This window comes from Pseudomonas chlororaphis, assembly GCF_001921865.1.
Classification (GTDB): domain Bacteria; phylum Pseudomonadota; class Gammaproteobacteria; order Pseudomonadales; family Pseudomonadaceae; genus Aquipseudomonas; species Aquipseudomonas chlororaphis_D.
In genome coordinates, this window is record NZ_MSCT01000025.1 from 186,861 (window position 1) to 206,276 (window position 19,416).

At 63.6% G+C, this 19,416-nt stretch carries 16 protein-coding genes; 3 read left to right on the forward strand and 13 right to left on the reverse strand.

The window, feature by feature from the left end; all coding sequences use genetic code 11:
- Nucleotides 1–273: 273 nt before the first annotated feature.
- From betA to betI, 3 genes are all read right to left on the reverse strand, one after another.
- A complete protein-coding gene (betA, locus tag BTN82_RS30345; protein WP_075122675.1) occupies nucleotides 274–1,977 on the reverse strand; it encodes a choline dehydrogenase in 1,704 nt (567 codons plus the stop codon).
- Nucleotides 1,978–2,130: 153 nt separating this feature from the next.
- Nucleotides 2,131–3,603 carry a betaine-aldehyde dehydrogenase gene (gene betB / locus BTN82_RS30350; RefSeq protein WP_075122676.1) on the reverse strand — a complete coding sequence of 491 codons (1,473 nt, stop codon included), beginning with the start codon at nucleotides 3,601–3,603 and terminating at the stop codon, nucleotides 2,131–2,133.
- Nucleotides 3,604–3,727: 124 nt separating this feature from the next.
- Nucleotides 3,728–4,336, reverse strand: a complete 609-nt coding sequence (betI, locus tag BTN82_RS30355) for a transcriptional regulator BetI (RefSeq protein WP_075122677.1) — start codon at nucleotides 4,334–4,336, stop codon at nucleotides 3,728–3,730.
- 482 nt (nucleotides 4,337–4,818) lie between these two features.
- On the opposite strand from betI, the gene BTN82_RS30360 reads away from it, so the two are divergent.
- Nucleotides 4,819–6,759: a BCCT family transporter gene (locus BTN82_RS30360; protein ID WP_261793039.1), complete on the forward strand. Its 1,941-nt coding sequence runs from the start codon at nucleotides 4,819–4,821 to the stop codon at nucleotides 6,757–6,759.
- A gap of 156 nt (nucleotides 6,760–6,915) precedes the next feature.
- Here the strand turns inward: BTN82_RS30360 and choV are convergent, their stop codons facing one another.
- The 3 genes from choV to BTN82_RS30375 form a co-directional block, all read right to left on the reverse strand.
- The gene (gene choV, locus BTN82_RS30365; RefSeq protein WP_075122679.1) at nucleotides 6,916–8,094 is read right to left on the reverse strand and encodes a choline ABC transporter ATP-binding protein; all 1,179 of its coding nucleotides are present in this window, start codon (nucleotides 8,092–8,094) and stop codon (nucleotides 6,916–6,918) included.
- The gene (gene choW, locus BTN82_RS30370; RefSeq protein WP_075122680.1) at nucleotides 8,091–8,936 is read right to left on the reverse strand and encodes a choline ABC transporter permease subunit; all 846 of its coding nucleotides are present in this window, start codon (nucleotides 8,934–8,936) and stop codon (nucleotides 8,091–8,093) included. The genes choV and choW overlap by 4 nt, the downstream gene beginning before the upstream one ends.
- A 70-nt stretch (nucleotides 8,937–9,006) precedes the next feature.
- The gene (locus BTN82_RS30375) at nucleotides 9,007–9,960 is read right to left on the reverse strand and encodes a choline ABC transporter substrate-binding protein (RefSeq protein WP_075122681.1); all 954 of its coding nucleotides are present in this window, start codon (nucleotides 9,958–9,960) and stop codon (nucleotides 9,007–9,009) included.
- A gap of 422 nt (nucleotides 9,961–10,382) precedes the next feature.
- Here BTN82_RS30375 and BTN82_RS30380 point away from each other — a divergent pair, with 422 nt between their 5' ends.
- Together BTN82_RS30380 and BTN82_RS30385 are read left to right on the forward strand one after the other, a co-directional pair.
- The gene (locus BTN82_RS30380) at nucleotides 10,383–11,759 is read left to right on the forward strand and encodes an L-serine ammonia-lyase (RefSeq protein ID WP_075122682.1); all 1,377 of its coding nucleotides are present in this window, start codon (nucleotides 10,383–10,385) and stop codon (nucleotides 11,757–11,759) included.
- A 518-nt stretch (nucleotides 11,760–12,277) separates the two neighbouring features.
- Complete coding sequence (locus tag BTN82_RS30385) at nucleotides 12,278–13,372, forward strand: GlxA family transcriptional regulator (RefSeq protein WP_075122683.1); 1,095 nt, start codon at nucleotides 12,278–12,280, stop codon at nucleotides 13,370–13,372.
- Here the strand turns inward: BTN82_RS30385 and aac(6') are convergent, their stop codons facing one another.
- The 7 genes from aac(6') to BTN82_RS30420 form a co-directional block, all read right to left on the reverse strand.
- Nucleotides 13,373–13,819 (reverse strand): aminoglycoside 6'-N-acetyltransferase, encoded by a 447-nt coding sequence (gene aac(6'), locus BTN82_RS30390; RefSeq protein ID WP_075122684.1) that lies wholly within the window; start codon nucleotides 13,817–13,819, stop codon nucleotides 13,373–13,375.
- Nucleotides 13,820–13,881: 62 nt separating this feature from the next.
- Nucleotides 13,882–14,142 carry a hypothetical protein gene (locus tag BTN82_RS30395; RefSeq protein ID WP_075122685.1) on the reverse strand — a complete coding sequence of 87 codons (261 nt, stop codon included), beginning with the start codon at nucleotides 14,140–14,142 and terminating at the stop codon, nucleotides 13,882–13,884.
- A 378-nt stretch (nucleotides 14,143–14,520) separates the two neighbouring features.
- Nucleotides 14,521–15,684, reverse strand: a complete 1,164-nt coding sequence (locus BTN82_RS30400) for a gamma-butyrobetaine dioxygenase (RefSeq protein WP_075122686.1) — start codon at nucleotides 15,682–15,684, stop codon at nucleotides 14,521–14,523.
- A gap of 23 nt (nucleotides 15,685–15,707) precedes the next feature.
- A complete protein-coding gene (locus BTN82_RS30405) occupies nucleotides 15,708–16,184 on the reverse strand; it encodes a thioesterase family protein (protein WP_075122687.1) in 477 nt (158 codons plus the stop codon).
- 149 nt (nucleotides 16,185–16,333) lie between these two features.
- Complete coding sequence (locus BTN82_RS30410; RefSeq protein ID WP_075122688.1) at nucleotides 16,334–17,299, reverse strand: L-carnitine dehydrogenase; 966 nt, start codon at nucleotides 17,297–17,299, stop codon at nucleotides 16,334–16,336.
- 193 nt (nucleotides 17,300–17,492) lie between these two features.
- The gene (locus BTN82_RS30415; RefSeq protein WP_075122689.1) at nucleotides 17,493–18,380 is read right to left on the reverse strand and encodes a 3-keto-5-aminohexanoate cleavage protein; all 888 of its coding nucleotides are present in this window, start codon (nucleotides 18,378–18,380) and stop codon (nucleotides 17,493–17,495) included.
- Nucleotides 18,381–18,452: 72 nt separating this feature from the next.
- Complete coding sequence (locus BTN82_RS30420; protein WP_075122690.1) at nucleotides 18,453–19,397, reverse strand: choline ABC transporter substrate-binding protein; 945 nt, start codon at nucleotides 19,395–19,397, stop codon at nucleotides 18,453–18,455.
- Between the last annotated feature and the right edge of the window lie 19 nt (nucleotides 19,398–19,416).

Below are 19,416 nucleotides of genomic sequence, written 5' to 3' on the forward strand. Positions count from 1 at the left end.
CGGGGAACCTCCATGTGAACAGCGTCGCTTTCGAGGGCCTTGTCGCCAGCCAGCTTTGTAGGAGCGAGCTGGCTCGCGATAAAGCACGAAGGGCTCGATACAGGCCGGAAACGAAGCGAAAGAAATGGGTGCCGCGGAGCATTGGCAGGCGCCTAGATTAGGCCTGTGCGGCGGGTGGTATCAAGCGCGGATGGGGAGGGGAATGTAGGAAATGTGTAGCGCTGGCCCGGACAGTAAAACGGCGCCGATCGTTGCGATCGGCGCCGTCTTGGCTTACTGCGCGGTGGCGCTCACTTCACGCACCGGCTTGCCGCGTACCGGGGCTTCGCCCGCCACGTAGTACGGCGCCTTGCTGCGTGGCAGCGGCTGGCGGCCGCGGATCTTGTCGGCGATTTTCTCGGCCATCATGATCGTCGGCGCGTTCAGGTTGCCGGTGGTGATGATCGGCATGATCGACGCATCGACCACCCGCAGGCCCTGCATGCCATGCACGCGGCCTTCGCCATCCACTACCGCCATCTCGTCGGTGCCCATCTTGCACGAGCAGGACGGGTGGAACGCGGTTTCGGCGTGCTCGCGGATGAACTTGTCCAGTTGTTCGTCGGTTTGCACTTCGATGCCCGGGCTGATTTCGCGGCCGCGGTACTGGTCCAGTGCCGGTTGCTGCATGATTTCCCGGGTCAGGCGGATGCCGTCGCGGAATTCCTGCCAGTCCTGCTCGGTGGCCATGTAGTTGAAGAGGATGCTCGGGTAGTCCCGCGGGTTCTTCGACTTCAGTTGCACGCGACCGCGGCTCGGCGAACGCATGGAACCCATGTGCGCCTGGAAGCCGTGTTCTTGTACACCGTTGCTGCCGTTGTAGTTAATCGCCACCGGCAGGAAGTGATACTGGATGTTCGGCCATTCGAACTCTTCGCGAGTGCGGATGAAACCGCCGGCTTCGAACTGGTTGCTGGCGCCGATGCCGGTGCCGTTGAACAGCCACTCGGCACCGATGGCCGGCTGGTTGTACCAGAGCAGCGACGGGTACAGCGAGACCGGCTGGGTGCAGGCGTATTGCAGGTACAGCTCCAGGTGGTCTTGCAGGTTTTCGCCGACGCCCGGCAGGTCGTGGACCACCGGGATGTCCAGGCTTTCCAGGAGCTTGGCCGGGCCGACGCCGGAGCGTTGCAGCAGTTGCGGCGAAGCGATGGCGCCGCTGCACACCAGGACTTCCTTGCGTGCACGGGCTTCGACGCGCTCTTCGGCGGAGCCGACCAGATAACGCACGCCGACGGCGCGCTTGCCGTCGAACAGGATCTTGTCGGTCAGGGCGTGGGTGACGATGCTCAGGGTCGAGCGCTTTTTCGCCACGTCGAGGTAACCGCGAGCGGTACTGGCGCGACGGCCTTTAGGCGTCACGGTACGGTCCATCGGGCCGAAACCTTCCTGCTGGTAGCCGTTGAGGTCTTCGGTACGCGGGTAACCGGCTTGCACACCGGCTTCGACCATGGCGTGGAACAGCGGGTTGTTGCCCGCTTTCGGCGTGGTCACGCTGACCGGGCCTTCGCCGCCGTGGTAGTCGTTCGGGCCGATGTCGCGGGTTTCCGCCTTGCGGAAGTACGGCAGGCAGTCCAGGTAGGTCCAGTCTTCCAGGCCTGGCAGTTTTGCCCAACCGTCGTAGTCCATGGCGTTGCCGCGGATGTAGCACATGCCGTTGATCAGCGAGGAGCCGCCCAGGCCCTTGCCGCGACCGCATTCCATCCGGCGGCCGTCCATGTGCGGCTCAGGATCGGTTTCGTAGGCCCAGTTGTAGCGACGGCCCTGCAGCGGGAACGCCAGGGCGGCTGGCATCTGGGTACGGAAGTCGAAACGGTAGTCCGGGCCGCCTGCTTCGAGCAGCAGTACGGTGACGCCGGCGTCTTCGGTCAGACGGGTCGCCAGGGTGTTACCGGCGGAGCCGGCACCGATGATGATGTAATCGTATTCTTGGGACATTGAATGCACCCTCTTTGAAGTTGGTCAGGTCTGGCCATGACGAGTGCTGCGCACTCGATCGCGGGCGAGCCTCGCTCCTGCAGGTCATACACTGTCCTTGTAGGAGCGAGGCTTGCCCGCGAAGGCGGCCTCGCAGGCAAAGCGAGTTTTGCCTTAGAACACCGAGGCGTAGTCGCCCAGCTCGACCTGTACCGATTTGATGCGGGTGAAGTTGTTCAGCGAACTGATGCCGTTCTCACGGCCGACACCCGACTGCTTGTAGCCGCCCACCGGCATCTTGGCGTCGGATTCGCCCCAGGCGTTGATCCAGCAGATACCGGCTTCGAGCTGATGAATCACGCGGTGCGCGCGGTTCAGATCCGTGGTCACTACACCGGCGGCCAGACCGAAGTCGGTGTCGTTGGCGCGACGGATTACTTCTTCTTCGGTTTCGTAGGTCAGGATGGCCATGACCGGGCCGAAGATTTCTTCACGAACGATGGTCATCTCGTCGGTGCAATCGGTGAACACGGTCGGCGCGACGAACGCGCCCTTGCCGAATGCGCCGTCGGTCAGGCGTTCGCCGCCGCACAGCAGGCGGGCGCCTTCTTCCTTGCCCTTGGCGATGTAGCCCAGCACGCTTTCCATGTGGGCGAAGCTGACCAGCGGGCCGAAGTTGGTGTTTTCGTCTTCCGGGTTACCGATACGGATGCGCGCGACGCGCTCGGCGATCTTGGCTTCGAAAGCAGCTTTCAGATGGCTCGGCACGAACACGCGGGTGCCATTGGTGCAGACTTGGCCGGAGCTGTAGAAGTTGGCCATCATCGCGGTGTCGGCGGCGCGGTCCAGGTCGGCGTCGTCGAAGATGATCAGCGGCGACTTGCCGCCCAGTTCCATGGTCACGTCTTTGAGCGAGGAGCTGGAAGCGCTGGCCATGACTTTCTTGCCGGTGTCGGTGCCGCCGGTGAACGAGACTTTCTCGATGCGCGGGTGCTCGGTCAGCCAGGTGCCGACTTCACGGCCGCTGCCGGTCAGGACGTTGAACACGCCAGCCGGAACACCAGCCTCGGTGTAGATCTCGGCCAGTTTCAGGGTGGTCAGCGAAGTCACTTCGCTTGGCTTGAAGATCATCGCGTTGCCGGCCGCCAGGGCTGGCGCGGATTTCCACAAGGCGATCTGGATCGGGTAGTTCCACGCGCCGATACCGGCGACCACGCCCAGGGGCTCGCGACGGGTGTAGACGAACGAGGTGGTGCGCAGCGGGATCTGCTCGCCTTCGATGGCCGGTACCAGGCCTGCGTAGTATTCCAGGACGTCGGCGCCAGTGACGATGTCGACATAACGGGTTTCGGAGTAGGCCTTGCCGGTGTCCAGGGTTTCCAGGGCGGCCAGCTCGTCGTTGCGCTCGCGCAGGATGTCCACGGCGCGACGCAGGATGCGCGAGCGCTCCATGGCGGTCATGGCGGCCCAGATTTTCTGGCCTTTTTCGGCGCTGACGACGGCGCGTTCCACGTCTTCCTTGGTCGCACGCTGCACTTGTGCGAGAACTTCGCCGTTGGCCGGGTTGATGGCCTCGAAGGTGGCGTCGCTGCCAGCGTCGGTGTAGCCGCCGTCAATGTAGAGTTTTTGCAGTTCGAAACGGGCCATAAAGTCCTCGCAAGTGCATGAGTGTGGCGGGCTGATAACGATGGCGGGCAGGGCACGCACCTGATGCTGCGTGGAAACCTTCGCTCGCTACGTTTTCAAGCCACGTAGTTATTAATGTTGCTGGCTATGCATTCGTGCCGGTGCGCTCTTGCTTAGCCAATTGAAGATCCATGTATTCGTAAGCAATCCGTATCGCCTGGTCGGTGTCGAATGCATCACCCGACAGGGCGCCACGCAGCCACAAGCCATCGATCAAAGCCGCCAGGCCGCGGGCTGCCTTGCGCGCATGGTAGAGCGGCAGGACGCGGCGGAACTGGCAACACAGGTTGGAATACAAGCGGTGGTCGTTGATCCGCTGCAACCTGTGCAAATCGGGCTGGTGCATGCTGGAAGCCCAGAAAGCCAACCAGGTTTTCATTGCCGGGCCGTTCACCTGGCTGGCATCGAAGTTGCCCTCGATGATCACTTTCAGGTGAGCGCGCGGGCTGTCGTCCGTGAGGGCCTGGCGGCGTGCTCTGACGCCTTCGTTGAGCATGCTCATGATGTAACCCATCGTCGCTGCGATCAGGCCGTTCTTGTCCTGAAAGTAGTGACTGATGATGCCGTTCGAGACACCGGCCAAACGGGCGATCAGCGCAATGCTGGCGTCTCCCATTCCGACCTGGTCGACCGCCTGCAACGTGGCTTCGATCAACTGCTGGCGGCGTATGGGTTGCATACCGACCTTGGGCATCTTGCACATCTCCTTAGGCCTGCCGGCAGTCGTGAAACGGCTACCGGCGTGAGGGCCAGTCTATTTTGTTTTGATTGAACGTTCAATCAACAAAGAATAAGATCTGCGACAAATCGTCGCTGCCTCCAGGTCCTTCCTGCATGTAGATGGCGGAAAAGCGACCTCCGAAAAAGCCTGAAACCCAAGCAGGGCATGGCGTGAACCAGTGAGGACGGATGTGTTGAATGGGCAAGACGCTTAAGGCCGGGTGACGAACTGCATGTTTGCACCAGGCCTTCGACGCTGGTTCTCAACGCAGCTTCTGCAGGTTCGGGCTTTTTTCGGGGTGTCTTTATATCACCCGTCGGTCGGCTGCCAACTAACCGATTGGTCGGGTGGAGCATTGCCTTGCGTTCTTCTCTCGCACTGCCTGGAGCATCTGTGCCATGAGTTCTGCCTCTCTTATAAAGACCCCACCGGAAAAGGTGCGGGTCAACGGTTGGGTGTTCTACACCTCGACCGCGTTGATCCTGCTGCTGACTGCCATCCTGATCGCCGCCCCGCAAGAAGCCGGCAGATTGCTCGGCATTGCCCAGGCCTGGCTGTCCCGCAGCTTCGGCTGGTACTACATGGTGGTGATCGCCGCCTACCTGGTATTCGTCGTCGGGCTGGCGTTTTCCTCCTACGGCAAGCTCAAGCTGGGGACCAAGCAAGACACCCCGGATTTCAGCTATGGCGCCTGGGCCGGCATGCTGTTTTCGTCCGGTATCGGTATCTCGCTGCTGTACTTCGGTGCTTCCGAACCGTTGGACCACTATTTCAACCCGCCTGAAGGCGTGCCGGGCAGCAACCTGGCAGCGCGCCAGGCGTTGCAACTGACGTTCCTGCACTGGGGCCTGCATGGCTGGGCGATCTACGCCCTGGTCGGCCTGGCCGTGGCCTACTTCGCCTATCGCCACAACCAGCCGCTGGCGTTGCGTTCGGCGCTGTATCCGCTGGTGGGCGAGCGCTGGGTCAAGGGCGCGGCCGGCCACGCGGTGGACGGCTTCGGCATGTTCGTGACCCTGCTGGGCCTGGTGACCAACCTGGGCATCGGCTCGATGCAGGTGTCGTCCGGCCTGGAAAACCTGTTCGGCATGGAACACAGCAACACCAACCTGCTGATCGTGATCATCGTCATGAGCACCGTGGCCACCATCGCCGCGGTATCCGGCGTGGAAAACGGTATCCGCCGCCTGTCCAACCTGAACATCGTGCTGTTCAGCGGCCTGCTGATCTTCGTGCTGTTGTTCGGTCCGACCCTGCACCTGCTCAACGGTTTCGTGCAGAACGTCGGCGACTACCTCAACGGCGTGGTGCTCAAGACTTTCGACCTCTATGTGTACGAAGGCGACAGCGCCAAGTCCGACCGCTGGCTGGGCCTGTGGACCCTGTTCTACTGGGCCTGGTGGATTTCCTGGGCGCCATTCGTGGGCATGTTCATCGCGCGTATTTCCCGTGGCCGTACCGTGCGCGAACTGGTGGCCGGCGTGCTGTTGATTCCGCTGGGCTTCACCCTGGCCTGGCTGTCGGTGTTCGGCAACTCGGCCCTGGACCTGGTGATGAACCACGGCGCGGTGGAACTCGGCAAGACGGCGCTGGAGCAGCCGTCCATGGCGATCTACCAGTTGCTGGATCATTACCCGGCGTCGAAAGTGGTGATCGGCGTGTCGATTTTCGTCGGTTTCGTGCTGTTCCTGACCCCGGCCGACTCCGGCGCGGTGATGATGGCCAACCTTTCCTGCAAGGGCGGCAACGTCGACGAAGACGCCCCGCACTGGCTGCGGATCTTCTGGTCGGCGGTGATCACCCTGGTGACCATCGGCTTGCTGTTCGCCGGTAACTTCGAGGCCATGCAGACCATGGTGGTGCTGGCCGGCCTGCCGTTCTCGGTGGTGTTGGTGTGCTTCATGTTCGGCCTGCACAAGGCCATGCGCCAGGACACGCAGATCGAACAGGAACAGGCCGAACTGGCGGCCCGCGGCCGTCGCGGTTTCAGCGAGCGCCTGACCCAACTGGAACTGCAACCGACCCAGGCGGTGGTCCAGCGGTTCATGGACAAGCACGTGACGCCTGCCCTGGAAGAAGCCGCGACCCAGTTGCGCAGCCAGGGCCTGGACGTGCAGACCCTGCTCGGCAAGTCCAAGCGCTGCATGGGCGTGCGGATCGAGATGGAAGAGGGCAATCCGTTTGTCTATGAAGTGAGCCTGGACGGCTACCTGGCGGCGCCGAGCGAATCGGCCGATGTGCCGGAAGAGCGTGCGCGCTACTACCGTGCCGAGGTCTACCTGCACAACGGCAGCCAGGAATACGACTTGATGGGCTTCACTCAAGAGCAGATCACCCGTGACGTGCTCGATCAGTTCGAAAGCCATCGGCAGCTCCTTGGCCGGGTTTATAGCTAAGGCGTAAAGGATGCGGTGTAGTCCTGCTGCACCGCGTTGCGAAGCGTCATCCTTGGCCCACCGCGGTGCCTGCATCGCCAGCAAGCTGGCTCCTGCAGGTCCCGATAAACAAAACGCCGCGATCGATGTCGCGGCGTTTTTGTTTGCGTGTCGCTGTCAGCCCAGGTTCTTGCCGAGCAGCGCGTGGTAGAGCTCGCTGTCGCCGAGAATCCCCACCACTTTGTTGTTGTCGTGCAGCACCAGTTTGTTGCCGGTCTGGTAGCGGATCTGCAGCGCGTCGCGCATGCCGATGTTCGAGTCCACCAGGGTCGGCTTGCGCCCCAGGCCTTCCACCGCCTGGCCCGGCACCCAGTTCTGCAGGTCGAGGCTGGCGCCGTTCTGGCGCGCGCCCTTGATGGTGTTGCCTTCGGCCAGGTCCAGCCAGGAGTCGCCGCCCGGGTCCAGGCACACCGAACCGTTGATGCGCTTGCAGTTGTCCAGGGTACGCATCAGGCTGCGGCCGCAGAGCACGTTGAGCGGGTTGGTATGGGCGACGAAGGTGCGCACATAGTCGTCCGCCGGGTTCAGCACGATCTCTTCCGGCTTGCTGTACTGGATGATCCGGCCGTCTTTCATGATGGCGATGCGGCTGCCCAGTTTCAGGGCTTCGTCCAGGTCGTGGCTGACGAACACGATGGTCTTGCTCAGCTTGCGTTGCAGTTCCAGCAGTTCGTCCTGCAGGCCCTGGCGGATCAGCGGATCGAGGGCCGAGAAGGGTTCGTCCATCAGCAGGATGTCGGCGTCCATCGCCAGGGCGCGGGCCAGGCCGACCCGTTGCTGCATGCCGCCGGACAATTCGTCGGGCTTCTTGTTGCGCCACTGGGTCAGGCCCACCAGTTCGAGTTTCTCGTCCACCAGCTTGCGCCGTTCCTTCTCCGGACGGCCCTGCATCTCCAGGCCGAAGCTGATGTTTTCGCGAACGGTCAGCCAGGGCATCAGGGCGAACTTCTGGAACACCATGGCGATGCGCTTGGTACGCATCATTTTCAGTTCCGCCGGGGTGCAGGAGGCGATATCGATCTGCTTGCCTTCATGCTCGACGAACAGCTTGCCGCGGCTGACGGTGTTGAGGCCGTTGATGCAACGCAGCAGGCTCGACTTGCCGGAGCCGGAGAGGCCCATCAGCACGCAGATTTCGCCTTTCTCGATGTCCAGGCTGGCCTTTTCCACGCCGACGATCAGCCCGGTCTTTTTCAGGATCTCGTTGCGGGTCATGCCCTGGTCCAGCAGCTTGAGCGCCTCGCGTGGGTCCTTGGAGAAGATAACGTCGACGTTATCGAAGCGGATTATGCTCATGCGTCACCCCCTACTTTGCCTTCGGGTTGTTTGCAGATGCGGTCGAGCATGATTGCCAGCAGGACGATTGCCAGGCCTGCTTCGAAGCCCAGGGCGATATCGGCGGTGTTCAGTGCGTTGACCACGGGTTTGCCCAGGCCGTCGGCGCCCACCAGGGCAGCGATCACCACCATCGACAACGACAGCATGATGCACTGGGTGATACCGGCGGCGATGCTCGGCATGGCGTGGGGCAGTTCGATGCGCGACAACAACTGACGGCGCGAGCAGCCAAAGGCTTTGCCGGCGTCCATCAGCTCTTGTGGAACATCGCGGATACCCAGGTAGGTCAGGCGGATGGGCGCGGCAATCGCGAACACCACCGTAGAGATCAGGCCGGGCACCACACCCAGACCGAACAGGGTCAGGGTAGGAATGAGGTAGACGAAGGTCGGTACGGTCTGCATCAGATCGAGCACCGGACGCATCATGGTGTAGAACATCGGCTTGTGCGCGGCGACGATGCCCAGCGGCACGCCGATGACCACGCAGACCAGGGTGGCGAACAGCACTTGGGCCAGGGTTTCCATGGTTTCCTGCCAGTAACCCAGGTTGAGGATCAGCAGGAAGGAAGCAATCACGAAGACCGTCAGGCCCCACTTGCGTTGGATGACGTGCGCGAGCAAGGCAATCAGGCCGATCAGGGCCAGTGGGTTGAACCAGGTCAGCGCAAACGTCACGCCGTGGATCATCGTTTCCAGGGTCGATGCGATCGCATCGAAAATGTTGGCGCCGTGTTGCGTCAACCATTCGACGAAGGCAGCGATGTACTGGCCTAGAGGGATTTTCTGATCAATAAGCATGGTATTGAACGTCCGCATGCAAGGAATAAACAGCCCGGGCGGGCAAGCCCGCCCGGCATAAGCGAGTTACTTAATTAGCCTGCGCCAGCTTGGCTTTCACGGCCTCCAGGCCTGGTTTTCCGTCAATGGTGGTCACGCCAGCGAGCCAGGTATCGAGTACCTCGGGGTTTTTCTGCAACCAGGCCTTGGCGGCGGCTTCAGGCTTCATCTTGTCGTCCAGGACGTTGCCCATCAGGGTGCTTTCCATGTTCAGGGTGAACGACAGGTTCTTCAGCAACTGGCCCACGTTGCTGCATTCCTCGGCGTAGCCCTTGCGGGTGTTGGTATAGATGGTCGCCTGGCCGTAGTTCGGGCCGAAGAACTCGTCGCCGCCGGTCAGGTATTTCATCTTGAAGCGGGTGTTCATCGGGTGCGGTTCCCAGCCCAGGAACACCACCGCGGTGCTGCGCCGTTGCGCGCGTTCGACTTGCGAGAGCATGCCGGCCTCGCTGGACTCGACCACCTTGAAGCCGGCGTCCTTGAGGCCGAAGGCGTTCTTGTCGATCATGCTCTGGATCATGCGGTTGCCGTCGTTGCCCGGCTCGATGCCGTAGATCTTGCCGTCCAGTTCCTTCTTGAACTTGGCGATATCGGCGAAGTCTTTCAGGCCCTTGTTGTACAGCTCTTCCGGGACCGCCAGGGTGTACTTGGCGTTTTCCAGGTTGGCGCGCAGGGTGGCCACGGTGCCGGCATCGCGGTAGGGCTTGATGTCGTTTTCCATGGTCGGCATCCAGTTGCCGAGGAACACGTCCATGTTCTTGCCGTCGGCCAGGGACTTGTAGGTCACCGGCACGGAAATCATCGTGGTCTTGGTCTTGTAGCCCAGTGCCTCGAGGACGACGCTGGTGGTCGCGGTGGTGACAGTGATGTCGGTCCAGCCGACATCGGAGAAGTTTACGGTACTGCACTGTGCCGGTTCTGCGGCGTGCGCCAGAAACGGCAGACTCAGCATGGCGGCCAACAACAACGACGGGGAACCTTTCATGGGGTGGACTCCTGGGTGTTTTCTGGCGGTGTGACCGCACTTATAAGTATTGCGGTTGGGGCGAGTGGGACAGCTCTACCACAGTGCCTTGCAATCGAGTCGAGACTGATCATGTACCAGTGAAAATCTGTCGCCTACAGGGTGCGTCGTATCCAGTACAGGGAGGGTCGCATCCAGTGTCGGTGAGGTCGCTTACAGCTTTTTTCAGCACTTTTTACCCCTCTGAACCGCAAAAAAACGGCCGAAACCGGAGGTCGGCAGGCCACGGCGTTGGTGGGCATGAGTGAGTCGGTGTGAGACGTCGAACGACCGCGCAAAAACCGGATGATGCGCGTATCTCGGCGGATTGCAGCTTGAGCGTAGCAGCTCCGTCACCGGGCGCCTGGCCGCCCGGAGTGTGCTCATCGAGGAGTCTTGCAGTCATGGCAATCAGCGTTTTCGACCTGTTCAAAATCGGCATCGGCCCCTCCAGTTCGCACACCGTCGGGCCCATGCGCGCCGCGGCGTTGTTCGTCCGGGCGCTGGGCGAAAAAGGCCTGCTCGAGCAGGTGCGGCGCGTCGAGGTCCGGCTCTACGGTTCGCTGTCGGCGACCGGCATCGGTCACGGCAGCGACAGCGCGGTGATCATGGGCTTGATGGGCGAATGGCCGGACGCGATCGACCCGTCGCAGATCGGCAGCCGCATCCAGACCCTGCGCGAAACCGACACCCTGCAACTCGACAACCGCCTGCCGATTCCTTTCGTCTGGGCGCGCGACATGCTGCTGCTCGACGAGAACCTGCCGTTCCACCCCAACGCCATGACCCTGGTGGCCGAAGGCGAAGCCGGGGAGCTGTACCGCGATACCTATTATTCCGTGGGCGGCGGTTTTGTCGTCGACCAGGCCCAGGCCAGCAGCGGCGTGGTCGATCTGGACCGCACCGAATTGCCCTATGACTTTTCCAGCGCCGTGGAGCTGTTGAGCCTGTGCCAGAAGCACAACCTGCGGGTGGCCGAGCTGATGATGGCCAACGAGTTGGTCTGGCGTTCGGAGGAGGAAATCCGCGGCGGCCTGATGAAGCTCTGGCAAGCCATGCAGGACTGCGTCGAGCATGGCCTGAAGCATGAAGGCATCTTGCCGGGCGGCCTGAACGTGCGGCGCCGCGCGGCCAAGCTGCACCGCAGCTTGCAGGAATTGAACAAACCCAATGTGATCGGCTCGACCCTGAGCGCCATGGAGTGGGTCAACCTGTACGCCCTGGCGGTCAATGAAGAGAACGCCGCCGGCGGGCGCATGGTGACGGCGCCGACCAACGGCGCGGCGGGGATCATTCCGGCGGTGCTGCATTACTTCATGCGTTTCAGCGAAGAGGTCACCGACGCCAACGTGGTGGATTTCTTCCTCGGCGCGGCGGCGGTGGGCATCCTGTGCAAGAAGAACGCCTCGATCTCCGGCGCCGAAGTCGGTTGCCAGGGCGAGGTCGGCTCGGCCTGCGCGATGGCCGCCGCCGGGTTGGCGGAGATCCTCGGCGCGTCGCCGGAGCAACTGTGCAACGCCGCGGAAATCGGCCTGGAGCATAACCTCGGCCTGACCTGCGACCCGGTCGGCGGCCTGGTGCAGGTGCCGTGCATCGAGCGCAACGCGATTGCCGCGGTGAAAGCCATCAACGCCGCGCAAATGGCCCTGCGCGGCGACGGCCAGCACTTCATTTCCCTGGACCGGGTGATCCGCACCATGCGCGATACCGGCGCCGACATGCACGACAAATACAAGGAAACCTCCCGCGGCGGGTTGGCGGTCAGCGCGGTCGAGTGTTGAGGTTTTAAGGGCCGCTGCGCGGCCCATCGCGAGCAATGCAGACCTGTAGGAGCGAGCTTGCTCGCGATGACGTCGGATAGTTCACCGCCATCGCCAATCCGCTGCGCATAAATTGAACACCCAGCGACACCCGCGCCACCTTTTGGCGCGTCGCAAACAGGCAAGTCGCCGCCTGCAACGGTCAGGTTTTTCGCCTGCTCTCGGGATGCGCCCGACTGTGCTTGCGGTGACACTCTTTTCGCGGGACGTTCCTCGCCGTTCCCACAAGTGCTACCGATTTGCTCACGGCCACCGGGCCAGGGCTCCCTACGTACGATTCGACGCTTATAACCCATACATTGCGCGCGGCTTATATAGACGCATCGCGACGTCGTTTTCAGGAGTTATTGAATGGCCATTCAACTTTAGGCATGGCAATTGCTCTGTCATCACAAAGCCCGTCTCCCACGTGAGAACGATGGCAATAACAAGAGCCTCCGCCTGAGGCCATCACCCGCTTTGTGTGAGGAGATACTGCGATGACGTCGTTCAACTCCGGGGCGCAGCCCCAGAACCGTGCGCCTCAATCCATCGGCTTTCTGCTGCTGGACAATTTCACGCTGATTTCCCTGGCTTCCGCGGTCGAACCGCTGCGCATGGCCAACCAGTTGTCCGGCCGCGAGCTGTATCGCTGGAGCACCCTCACCGCCGACGGCGGCCAGGTCTGGGCCAGCGACGGTCTGCAGATCACCCCCGACGCCTCCATGCACAAAGCGCCTGCCCTGGACACCGTGATCGTCTGCGGCGGCATCGGCATTCAACGTACCGTGACCCGCGAGCATGTGTCGTGGCTGCAGAGCCAGGCGCGCCAGTCGCGCCGTCTCGGCGCGGTCTGCACCGGCAGCTGGGCCCTGGCCTGCGCCGGCCTGCTCGACGGCTTCGATTGCAGCGTGCACTGGGAATGCCTGGCCTCGATGCAGGAAGCCTTCCCGCGGGTGGCCATGAGCACGCGCCTGTTCACCCTCGACCGCAACCGTTTCACCAGCTCCGGCGGCACCGCGCCGCTGGACATGATGCTGCATCTGATCAGCCGCGATCACGGCCGCGAACTGTCGGCGGCGATCTCGGAAATGTTCGTCTACGAGCGTATCCGCAACGAGCAGGACCACCAGCGCGTGCCGCTCAAGCACATGCTCGGCACCAACCAGCCGAAGTTGCAGGAAATCGTCGCGCTGATGGAAGCCAACCTGGAAGAGCCGATCGACCTCGACGAACTGGCGGTCTACGTCTCGGTGTCGCGCCGGCAGCTGGAGAGGCTGTTCCAGAAATACCTGCACTGCTCGCCGTCGCGCTACTACCTGAAGCTGCGGCTGATCCGCGCCCGCCAATTGCTCAAGCAGACGCCGATGTCGATCATCGAAGTGGCCTCGGTCTGCGGCTTCGTGTCCACGCCGCACTTCTCCAAGTGCTACCGCGAATACTTCGGCATTCCGCCGCGCGACGAGCGCGTGGGTTCCAATACTGCCCAGCAGGTGGCGATGATGCCGATCCCGCAGGCGCTGGTGTTGGCCGGGCCGATGTCCTCGCTGAGCCAGGCGCGCAACGAATCGACCTTCGCCAGCGTCCGGCTGTAGTCAGAGGGTTTTCTTGAAGTACACGACGCGCTCGGTTTCCGCGAAACCGAGCGCCTTGTGCACGGCCTGGCTCGCCAGGTTTTCCAGGCCGGTGTCCGATGCCATCTCCACGCAGCCTTGCTCGCGTCCCCAGTGGGCGACGGCCTCGATCAGCCGCTCGGCAATGCCCTGGCGGCGTTGTTCGGCGCTGACGTACAAACCTTCCAGGAACACCACCGGCGAATGTTCGGTGCCGTTGACGTAGTCGCGGCGCAACGAGGCTTCGGCCAACCCCACGGGCAGGCCATCGGCGGTGTAGGCCAACAGGTTGAGATAGCGCTGCGGGTTGTTGAAAAGGTCGGCGATTTCGTCCTGGTGTTCCTGGGCCGGGCAATGCGGCCAGAGTGCCTGGCGCAGCGCCAGCCAGCCCGCTTGACGGGCCGACTGGCAAGGTTCGATACGAATCATGGGAGCGGCTCCACCTGTCAGAAGAACCGCACTCTACCCCGGGAGCGCCTCCCGGCGAAGGCTCAGGCGCGGCTGCTCTGGAAGTGGGCCAGGGCCGGCAACAGCTGTTTGTCGATGGCCTGGCGCACGGCCGGGAGGATGGTCGCGTTACCGGTGAGCATCTGCTCGACCATGCCCTTGAGGGCCTTGGCCCGGGCATCGCTCAAGCCGCGCACCGCGCACTCGCAGGCCTGGTCGGCGGTGGCGCCGGCCGGCATTTCGAAACCCAGGGCCCGGAGTTGGCCGAGCAGGTCGTCCTGGTCAATCAGATCCGCGTGCATCATGACTCTTATCCTTGTTCAGGGAGCGTGGTCGTGGGTCGATTCTGGTAGCCGTCCAGACCGTCGGCAAGGGCGATTTGTCGCAATGTCCGGGATGCCTATGAACAGGTCGTTTTCGGCTAACTTGCGGCATGGGCGACTGTGCACACTGGACGCAAGCTCGGTCATCGAAGGTTTGGTCACCCTCGTGTCGGCTCCTCAGAAACCCTCCTCAGCCCCGGTCCTGTCACGGCTTGACCGGGGTCTTTTTTTGCCTGGAGAAAGGTGGCGCCTGGGCCATTTTTTCGCGAGCAAGCTCGCTCCTGCAGGGGTACGCCGTCGTTTCCGCGAACGCCGCCGAACTTGTAGGAGCGAGCTTGCTCGCGATTGACGCGACGCGGTCTAACGCTGCAACACCAGGATCCGCGACAACAGCTCGTCGCGGTCGATGTAGCAACCCTGGAAATGCCGCGCGCCGCTGGCGGGGTCGAAGGCGTTGCGCGCGTGCAGGGTACGGCGGTTGTCGAAGCACCACAGCTCGCCGGGCGCGAGGCGTCGGACCAGGCGAAAGCGCGCTTCGCGGGTCATGGCGATAAAGCGTCGATAGGCGCGGTAGAGCCGGGGCATGTCGTCCACCGAGGCCTCGAACGGCCCGCGCAGGAAGTTGGCCATGCGGATCTCCGCGACCTCGCCCACCGCGTTCAGGGCGATCACCGGCGCCAGGCAGCGGTAGTCGCTGTGGCGGTCCTTGTTGCGAAACTCCACGGGGATCTCGCACAGCGCGCGGAATGCCTCGGGGTCTTCGCGGCGCAGGGCGTCGGCGATGGCGAAACCGTCGACGAAGATGCTTTCGCCGCCCTCGGCGTCGTTCACCAGGCAGTGCAGGAATTGCAGGCCCGGTTGCAGCTCGCGGGTCGGCAGGTCGGTGTGCAGCGGCAGGTTGAAGGCGGTGTAGGCATTGCTGTCGGCATCGGCCTTGGATTGCACGTTGAATAGCACGCCGAAATTGCTCTCGCGGATAAACGAAATGCGCCGCGCGACCTCGGCCAGCGAACCCGGTTCGGTGGGCACGCCGCGGACCTGGGTAAGGCCGACGTCGCGCAGCGCCAGCAGCCATTGCAACAGCGCCTGCGGATCGTCCTGCAGCGCCTGGTAGTCGAACACCGGCAGTGGCAGGTGGCTGTCCCACAGCTGGCTCTGGGGGCGGCGCGCGCGGCGTTCGGCGCGACTGGCGTCGTCATAGGCGTGGGCCCGCAGCCAGCCCGGGTCGAAGCGGCTCTGGTGGCCGTCCTGCCAGTCGACGCTCAGGCAACCCTGGGCGTCGATGCGGCTGGCGGTCGGTGCGAGCTCTTCGGCGACGTCGACGATCTCCAGCACCTGCTCGCGGGTCACGCTGTAGACGCACTGCGGACAAGGGCAGTTGTCGCGCAGCCACTGGTGATGGAAGGGGCTGGCGCGGCCGTCGGCCCACTGCACCTGAACACGGTCCGCCAAGGCTTGTACGGCGGTCAACGCGCTGATCAACGGATAACGGCGAAAGTCGGCAAAAGCGGTGGCGGTATTCACGGTGCGCTCCTTTTTTTGGGTGTTTATTTTTCCGGCGGCAGGGCTATCACTCGACCGATCCAGGCCGGGGCGGGGAGGTCAGCTTGTTCCGCGGCGATGGCCTGCAAACGTTGCAGGACGGCTTCGCTGAACGGCGCCGAACGCGGGCCGGCGAGGTCGACGTGGAGCAGCATCTGTTCGTTGCCGGCCAGCTCCAGGTCGTCGCCGATCTTGTACAGGCTGTGGTACAGGTGCAGGCGTTTGCGGTCGTGGCCGATGATCTGCGTGCGGACCTCGACCTCGGTGTCGAGCTTCACCTCGTGCAGGTAATTGAGGTGCAGCTCCAGGGTGAACAGCGAGTGGCCGCTGGCTTCGCGGTTGTCGCTGTCCAGGCCGAGACGGTCCATCAAGGCGTCGGTGGCGTAGCTGAAAATCAGCAGGTAGAAGGCGTCCCGCAGGTGGCCGTTGTAATCGACCCAGTCGGGGCTGATGCGGGTGCTGTAGGTGGTGAGTGCGGGCATGTCATGGCTCACGAAAATGGTGGGCTGAAACCCTGTAGCCGCTGCCGCAGGCTGCGAAAAGGCTCGAAGAGCCTTCCGAGGGCCGCAAGAGCGCGTCTCCTTCGGAGCCGATCGCAGCCTACGGCAGCGGCTACAGGGAACGTCAGAAATTACTCGCTGAAGCTCATGCCATGCTTGGCCTTGGTGGCTTTCACCGCGTCGAGCACGGCCAGCAGGCAGTCGTCACGATAGCGCTCCAGGGCCGAAATGCTGTGGGTGCCGAGCTGCTCGGTGGTGCCTTCGACCACGTCGTCGATCAGCTTGTCGGTCAATTCCGGCGCCGGCAGGTAGGTCCACGGCAGCTGGAGGGCCGGGCCGAACTGGGCCATGAAGTGGCGCATGCCGGCATCGCCCCCGGCCAGGGTGTAGGTCAGGAAGGTACCCATGAACGACCAGCGCAGGCCGGCGCCGAAGCGGATCGCGTCGTCGATCTCGCCGGTGGTGGCCACGCCATCGTTGACCAGGTGCAGGGCCTCGCGCCACAGCGCTTCCAGAAGACGGTCGGCGATAAACCCCGGGACTTCCTTGCGCACGTGCAGCGGGCGCATGCCGAGGGATTCGTAGACCTTGATCGCGGCCTGGATCGCCTCCGGCGCGGTGTTCCGGCCGCCGACCACTTCCACCAGCGGCAGCAGGTACACCGGGTTGAACGGGTGGCCGACCACGCAGCGTTCCGGGTGGGTCGAACCCTCGTAGAATTCGCTGGGCAACAGGCCGGAGGTGCTGGAGCCGATCAACGCATCGGGCTTGGCCGCGGCGCTGATCTTGGCGTGCAGGTCGAGTTTCAGCTCCAGGCGCTCCGGCGCGCTTTCCTGGATGAAATCGGCGTCTTTCACGCACTCCTCGATGGTCGCCACGAACCGCAGGCGGTCCTGCGAGGCGCCCGGTGCCAGGCCTTGTTGCTCCAGGGCGCCCCAGGCATTGGCCACGCGCTTGCGCAAGGCCGCCTCGGCGCCGGGCGCCGGGTCCCAGGCCACCACGTCCAGGCCATGGGCGAGGGCGCGGGACACCCAGCCGCTGCCGATGACACCGCTGCCCAGGGCGGCGAAGGTTTTGATTTCGGTGATAAAGCTCATGGCAACTTCCTGAAGGTTAAAGGTGAGCGTATCTGTAGCCGCTGCCGAGCAACGCGAGGCTGCGTCCGGCGGCGAAGCCGTCGTAAAACCGGACGGCGCGGGGTGTCAGGTAACTCGCGGTTGCCGTTGTGGCGACTGCGTTGCAGCCGTGCGCAGCCTCGCGGGCTCGGCAGCGGCTACAAGGCGGAGGCGGTTATCCGCGCTTTTTCAGGCCCATCCTGGCCCGGCCCTCGGCCGGGGTCAGGACGCGGGCGCCCAGGCGGCTGAGGATCTCGCCGGCGCGCTCCACCAGTTGGCCGTTGGTCGCCAGCACGCCCTTGTCGAGCCACAGGTTGTCTTCCAGGCCAACCCGCACGTTGCCGCCCAGCAGCACCGCTTGCGCGGCCATCGGCATCTGCATGCGGCCGATGCCGAAGCCGGCCCAGACCGCGTCCGGCGGCAGGTTGTCGACCATGGCTTTCATGGTGGTGGTGTCGGCCGGCGCGCCCCAGGGAATGCCCAGGCACAGCTGGAACAGCGGGTCGTCCAGCAGGCCTTCCTTGATCATCTGCTTGGCGAACCACAGGTGGCCGGTGTCGAAGATTTCCAGCTCGGCCTTGACCCCCAGTTCCTGGATGCGCTTGGCGCCGGCTCGCAGTTGCGCCGGGGTGGACACGTAAATGGTGTCGCCGTCGCCGAAGTTCAGGGTGCCGCAGTCCAGGGTGCAGATTTCCGGCAGCAGTTCCTCGACGTGGGCCAGGCGGGTCAGGGGGCCGACCAGGTCGGTGTTCGGGCCGAACTCCATCGGGTTCTCGCCGGCGCCGATCTCCAGGTCGCCGCCCATGCCGGCGGTGAGGTTGACGATAATGTCGATGTCCGCCTCGCGGATGCGCTCCATCACTTCGCGGTACAGCGCCACGTCGCGGCTGAACTTGCCGGTCTGCGGGTCGCGCACATGGCAGTGGACCACCGTGGCGCCGGCCTTGGCCGCTTCCACCGCGGCGGCGGCAATCTGTTTCGGGGTGACCGGCACGTGCGGGCTCTTGGCGGTCGTGTCGCCAGCACCGGTGAGTGCGCAGGTGATGATGACGTCGTGGTTCATGGTGCGGTTCCTTACAGGCGTGGTGGGTCGCTGCGCAGCCGGTTGGTGCTGCGCAGAGGGAGTCCGGGTCGGTTATTTACTGGTGAGTTTGAGGTTGTCGGCGGCCGGCTTGCCGTCGAAGGTGGTCACGCCTTCGAGCCAGCGGTCCTTATCCTGCGGGTGGTCGGCCAGCCATTGCCTGGCCGATTCCAGGGCGTCCTTGTGGTCGAGCAGCGGTTGCATCATGCGGCTCTCGTCCTCGGCGCTGAAGGTCAGGTTGCTCAGCAGCCGGCTTACGTTCGGGCACTGCTGGGCGTAGGTTGGCGCGGTGACGGTCCACACGGTGGCCATGCCTTCGTTCGGGCCCAGGGCGTCGTCGCTGCCGGTGAGGTAGGTCATCTGCACATTGACGTTCATCGGGTGCGGCGCCCAACCGAAGAACACCACGGCTTCCTTGCGCCGCACGGCGCGATCGACCGCGGCGAGCATGCCGGCCTCGCTGGACTCCACCAGCTGGAATTTGCCCAGGCCGAACTGGTTCTTGGTGATCATGGCCTTGATCTGCGTATTGGCGCCTGAGCCGGGCTCGATGCCGTAGATCTTGCCGCCCAGTTCTTTCTCGAACCTGGCGATGTCGGCGAAGGTCTTCAGGCCCTTGTCGGCCAGGTAAGTCGGCACCGCGAGGGTGGCGCGGGCGTCCTTGAGGCTCGGCTCGGCCAGGACCTTGACCTGCTTGGCGTCGACGAACGGGGTGATGGTCTGGGTCATCAGCGGGTTCCAGTAGCCCAGGAACAGGTCCAGGCGCTGGTCGCGGATGCCGGCGAAAATGATCTGCTGCGAGGCGCTGGTCTGCTTGGTCTTGTAGCCGAGGCCGTCGAGCAGGACCTGGGCCATGGCACTGGTGGCGATCACGTCGGTCCAGTTGACCACGCCCAGGCGCACGTTCTGGCAACTGGCGGCGTCGGCGGCCATGGCGCCCGAGCTGAGAAAGACGGTACCGCTGAGTGCAAGAACACAGCTGCTGATCAGTCGTTTCATGAGGGTTTCCTCGGCAGGT

Bases quoted from the DNA above. Each gene is read 5' to 3' on its own strand.
- BTN82_RS30385 (WP_075122683.1), top strand. From the start codon at position 12,278: ATGACGTCGTTCAACTCCGGGGCGCAGCCCCAGAACCGTGCGCCTCAA.
- betA (WP_075122675.1), bottom strand. From the start codon at position 1,977: ATGTCCCAAGAATACGATTACATCATCATCGGTGCCGGCTCCGCCGGT.
- BTN82_RS30415 (WP_075122689.1), bottom strand. From the start codon at position 18,380: ATGAACCACGACGTCATCATCACCTGCGCACTCACCGGTGCTGGCGAC.
- choV (WP_075122679.1), bottom strand. From the start codon at position 8,094: ATGAGCATAATCCGCTTCGATAACGTCGACGTTATCTTCTCCAAGGAC.
- betB (WP_075122676.1), bottom strand. From the start codon at position 3,603: ATGGCCCGTTTCGAACTGCAAAAACTCTACATTGACGGCGGCTACACC.
- BTN82_RS30410 (WP_075122688.1), bottom strand. From the start codon at position 17,299: ATGAGCTTTATCACCGAAATCAAAACCTTCGCCGCCCTGGGCAGCGGT.
- betI (WP_075122677.1), bottom strand. From the start codon at position 4,336: ATGCCCAAGGTCGGTATGCAACCCATACGCCGCCAGCAGTTGATCGAA.
- BTN82_RS30375 (WP_075122681.1), bottom strand. From the start codon at position 9,960: ATGAAAGGTTCCCCGTCGTTGTTGTTGGCCGCCATGCTGAGTCTGCCG.
- choW (WP_075122680.1), bottom strand. From the start codon at position 8,936: ATGCTTATTGATCAGAAAATCCCTCTAGGCCAGTACATCGCTGCCTTC.
- BTN82_RS30395 (WP_075122685.1), bottom strand. From the start codon at position 14,142: ATGATGCACGCGGATCTGATTGACCAGGACGACCTGCTCGGCCAACTC.
- BTN82_RS30380 (WP_075122682.1), top strand. From the start codon at position 10,383: ATGGCAATCAGCGTTTTCGACCTGTTCAAAATCGGCATCGGCCCCTCC.
- BTN82_RS30420 (WP_075122690.1), bottom strand. From the start codon at position 19,397: ATGAAACGACTGATCAGCAGCTGTGTTCTTGCACTCAGCGGTACCGTC.
- BTN82_RS30405 (WP_075122687.1), bottom strand. From the start codon at position 16,184: ATGCCCGCACTCACCACCTACAGCACCCGCATCAGCCCCGACTGGGTC.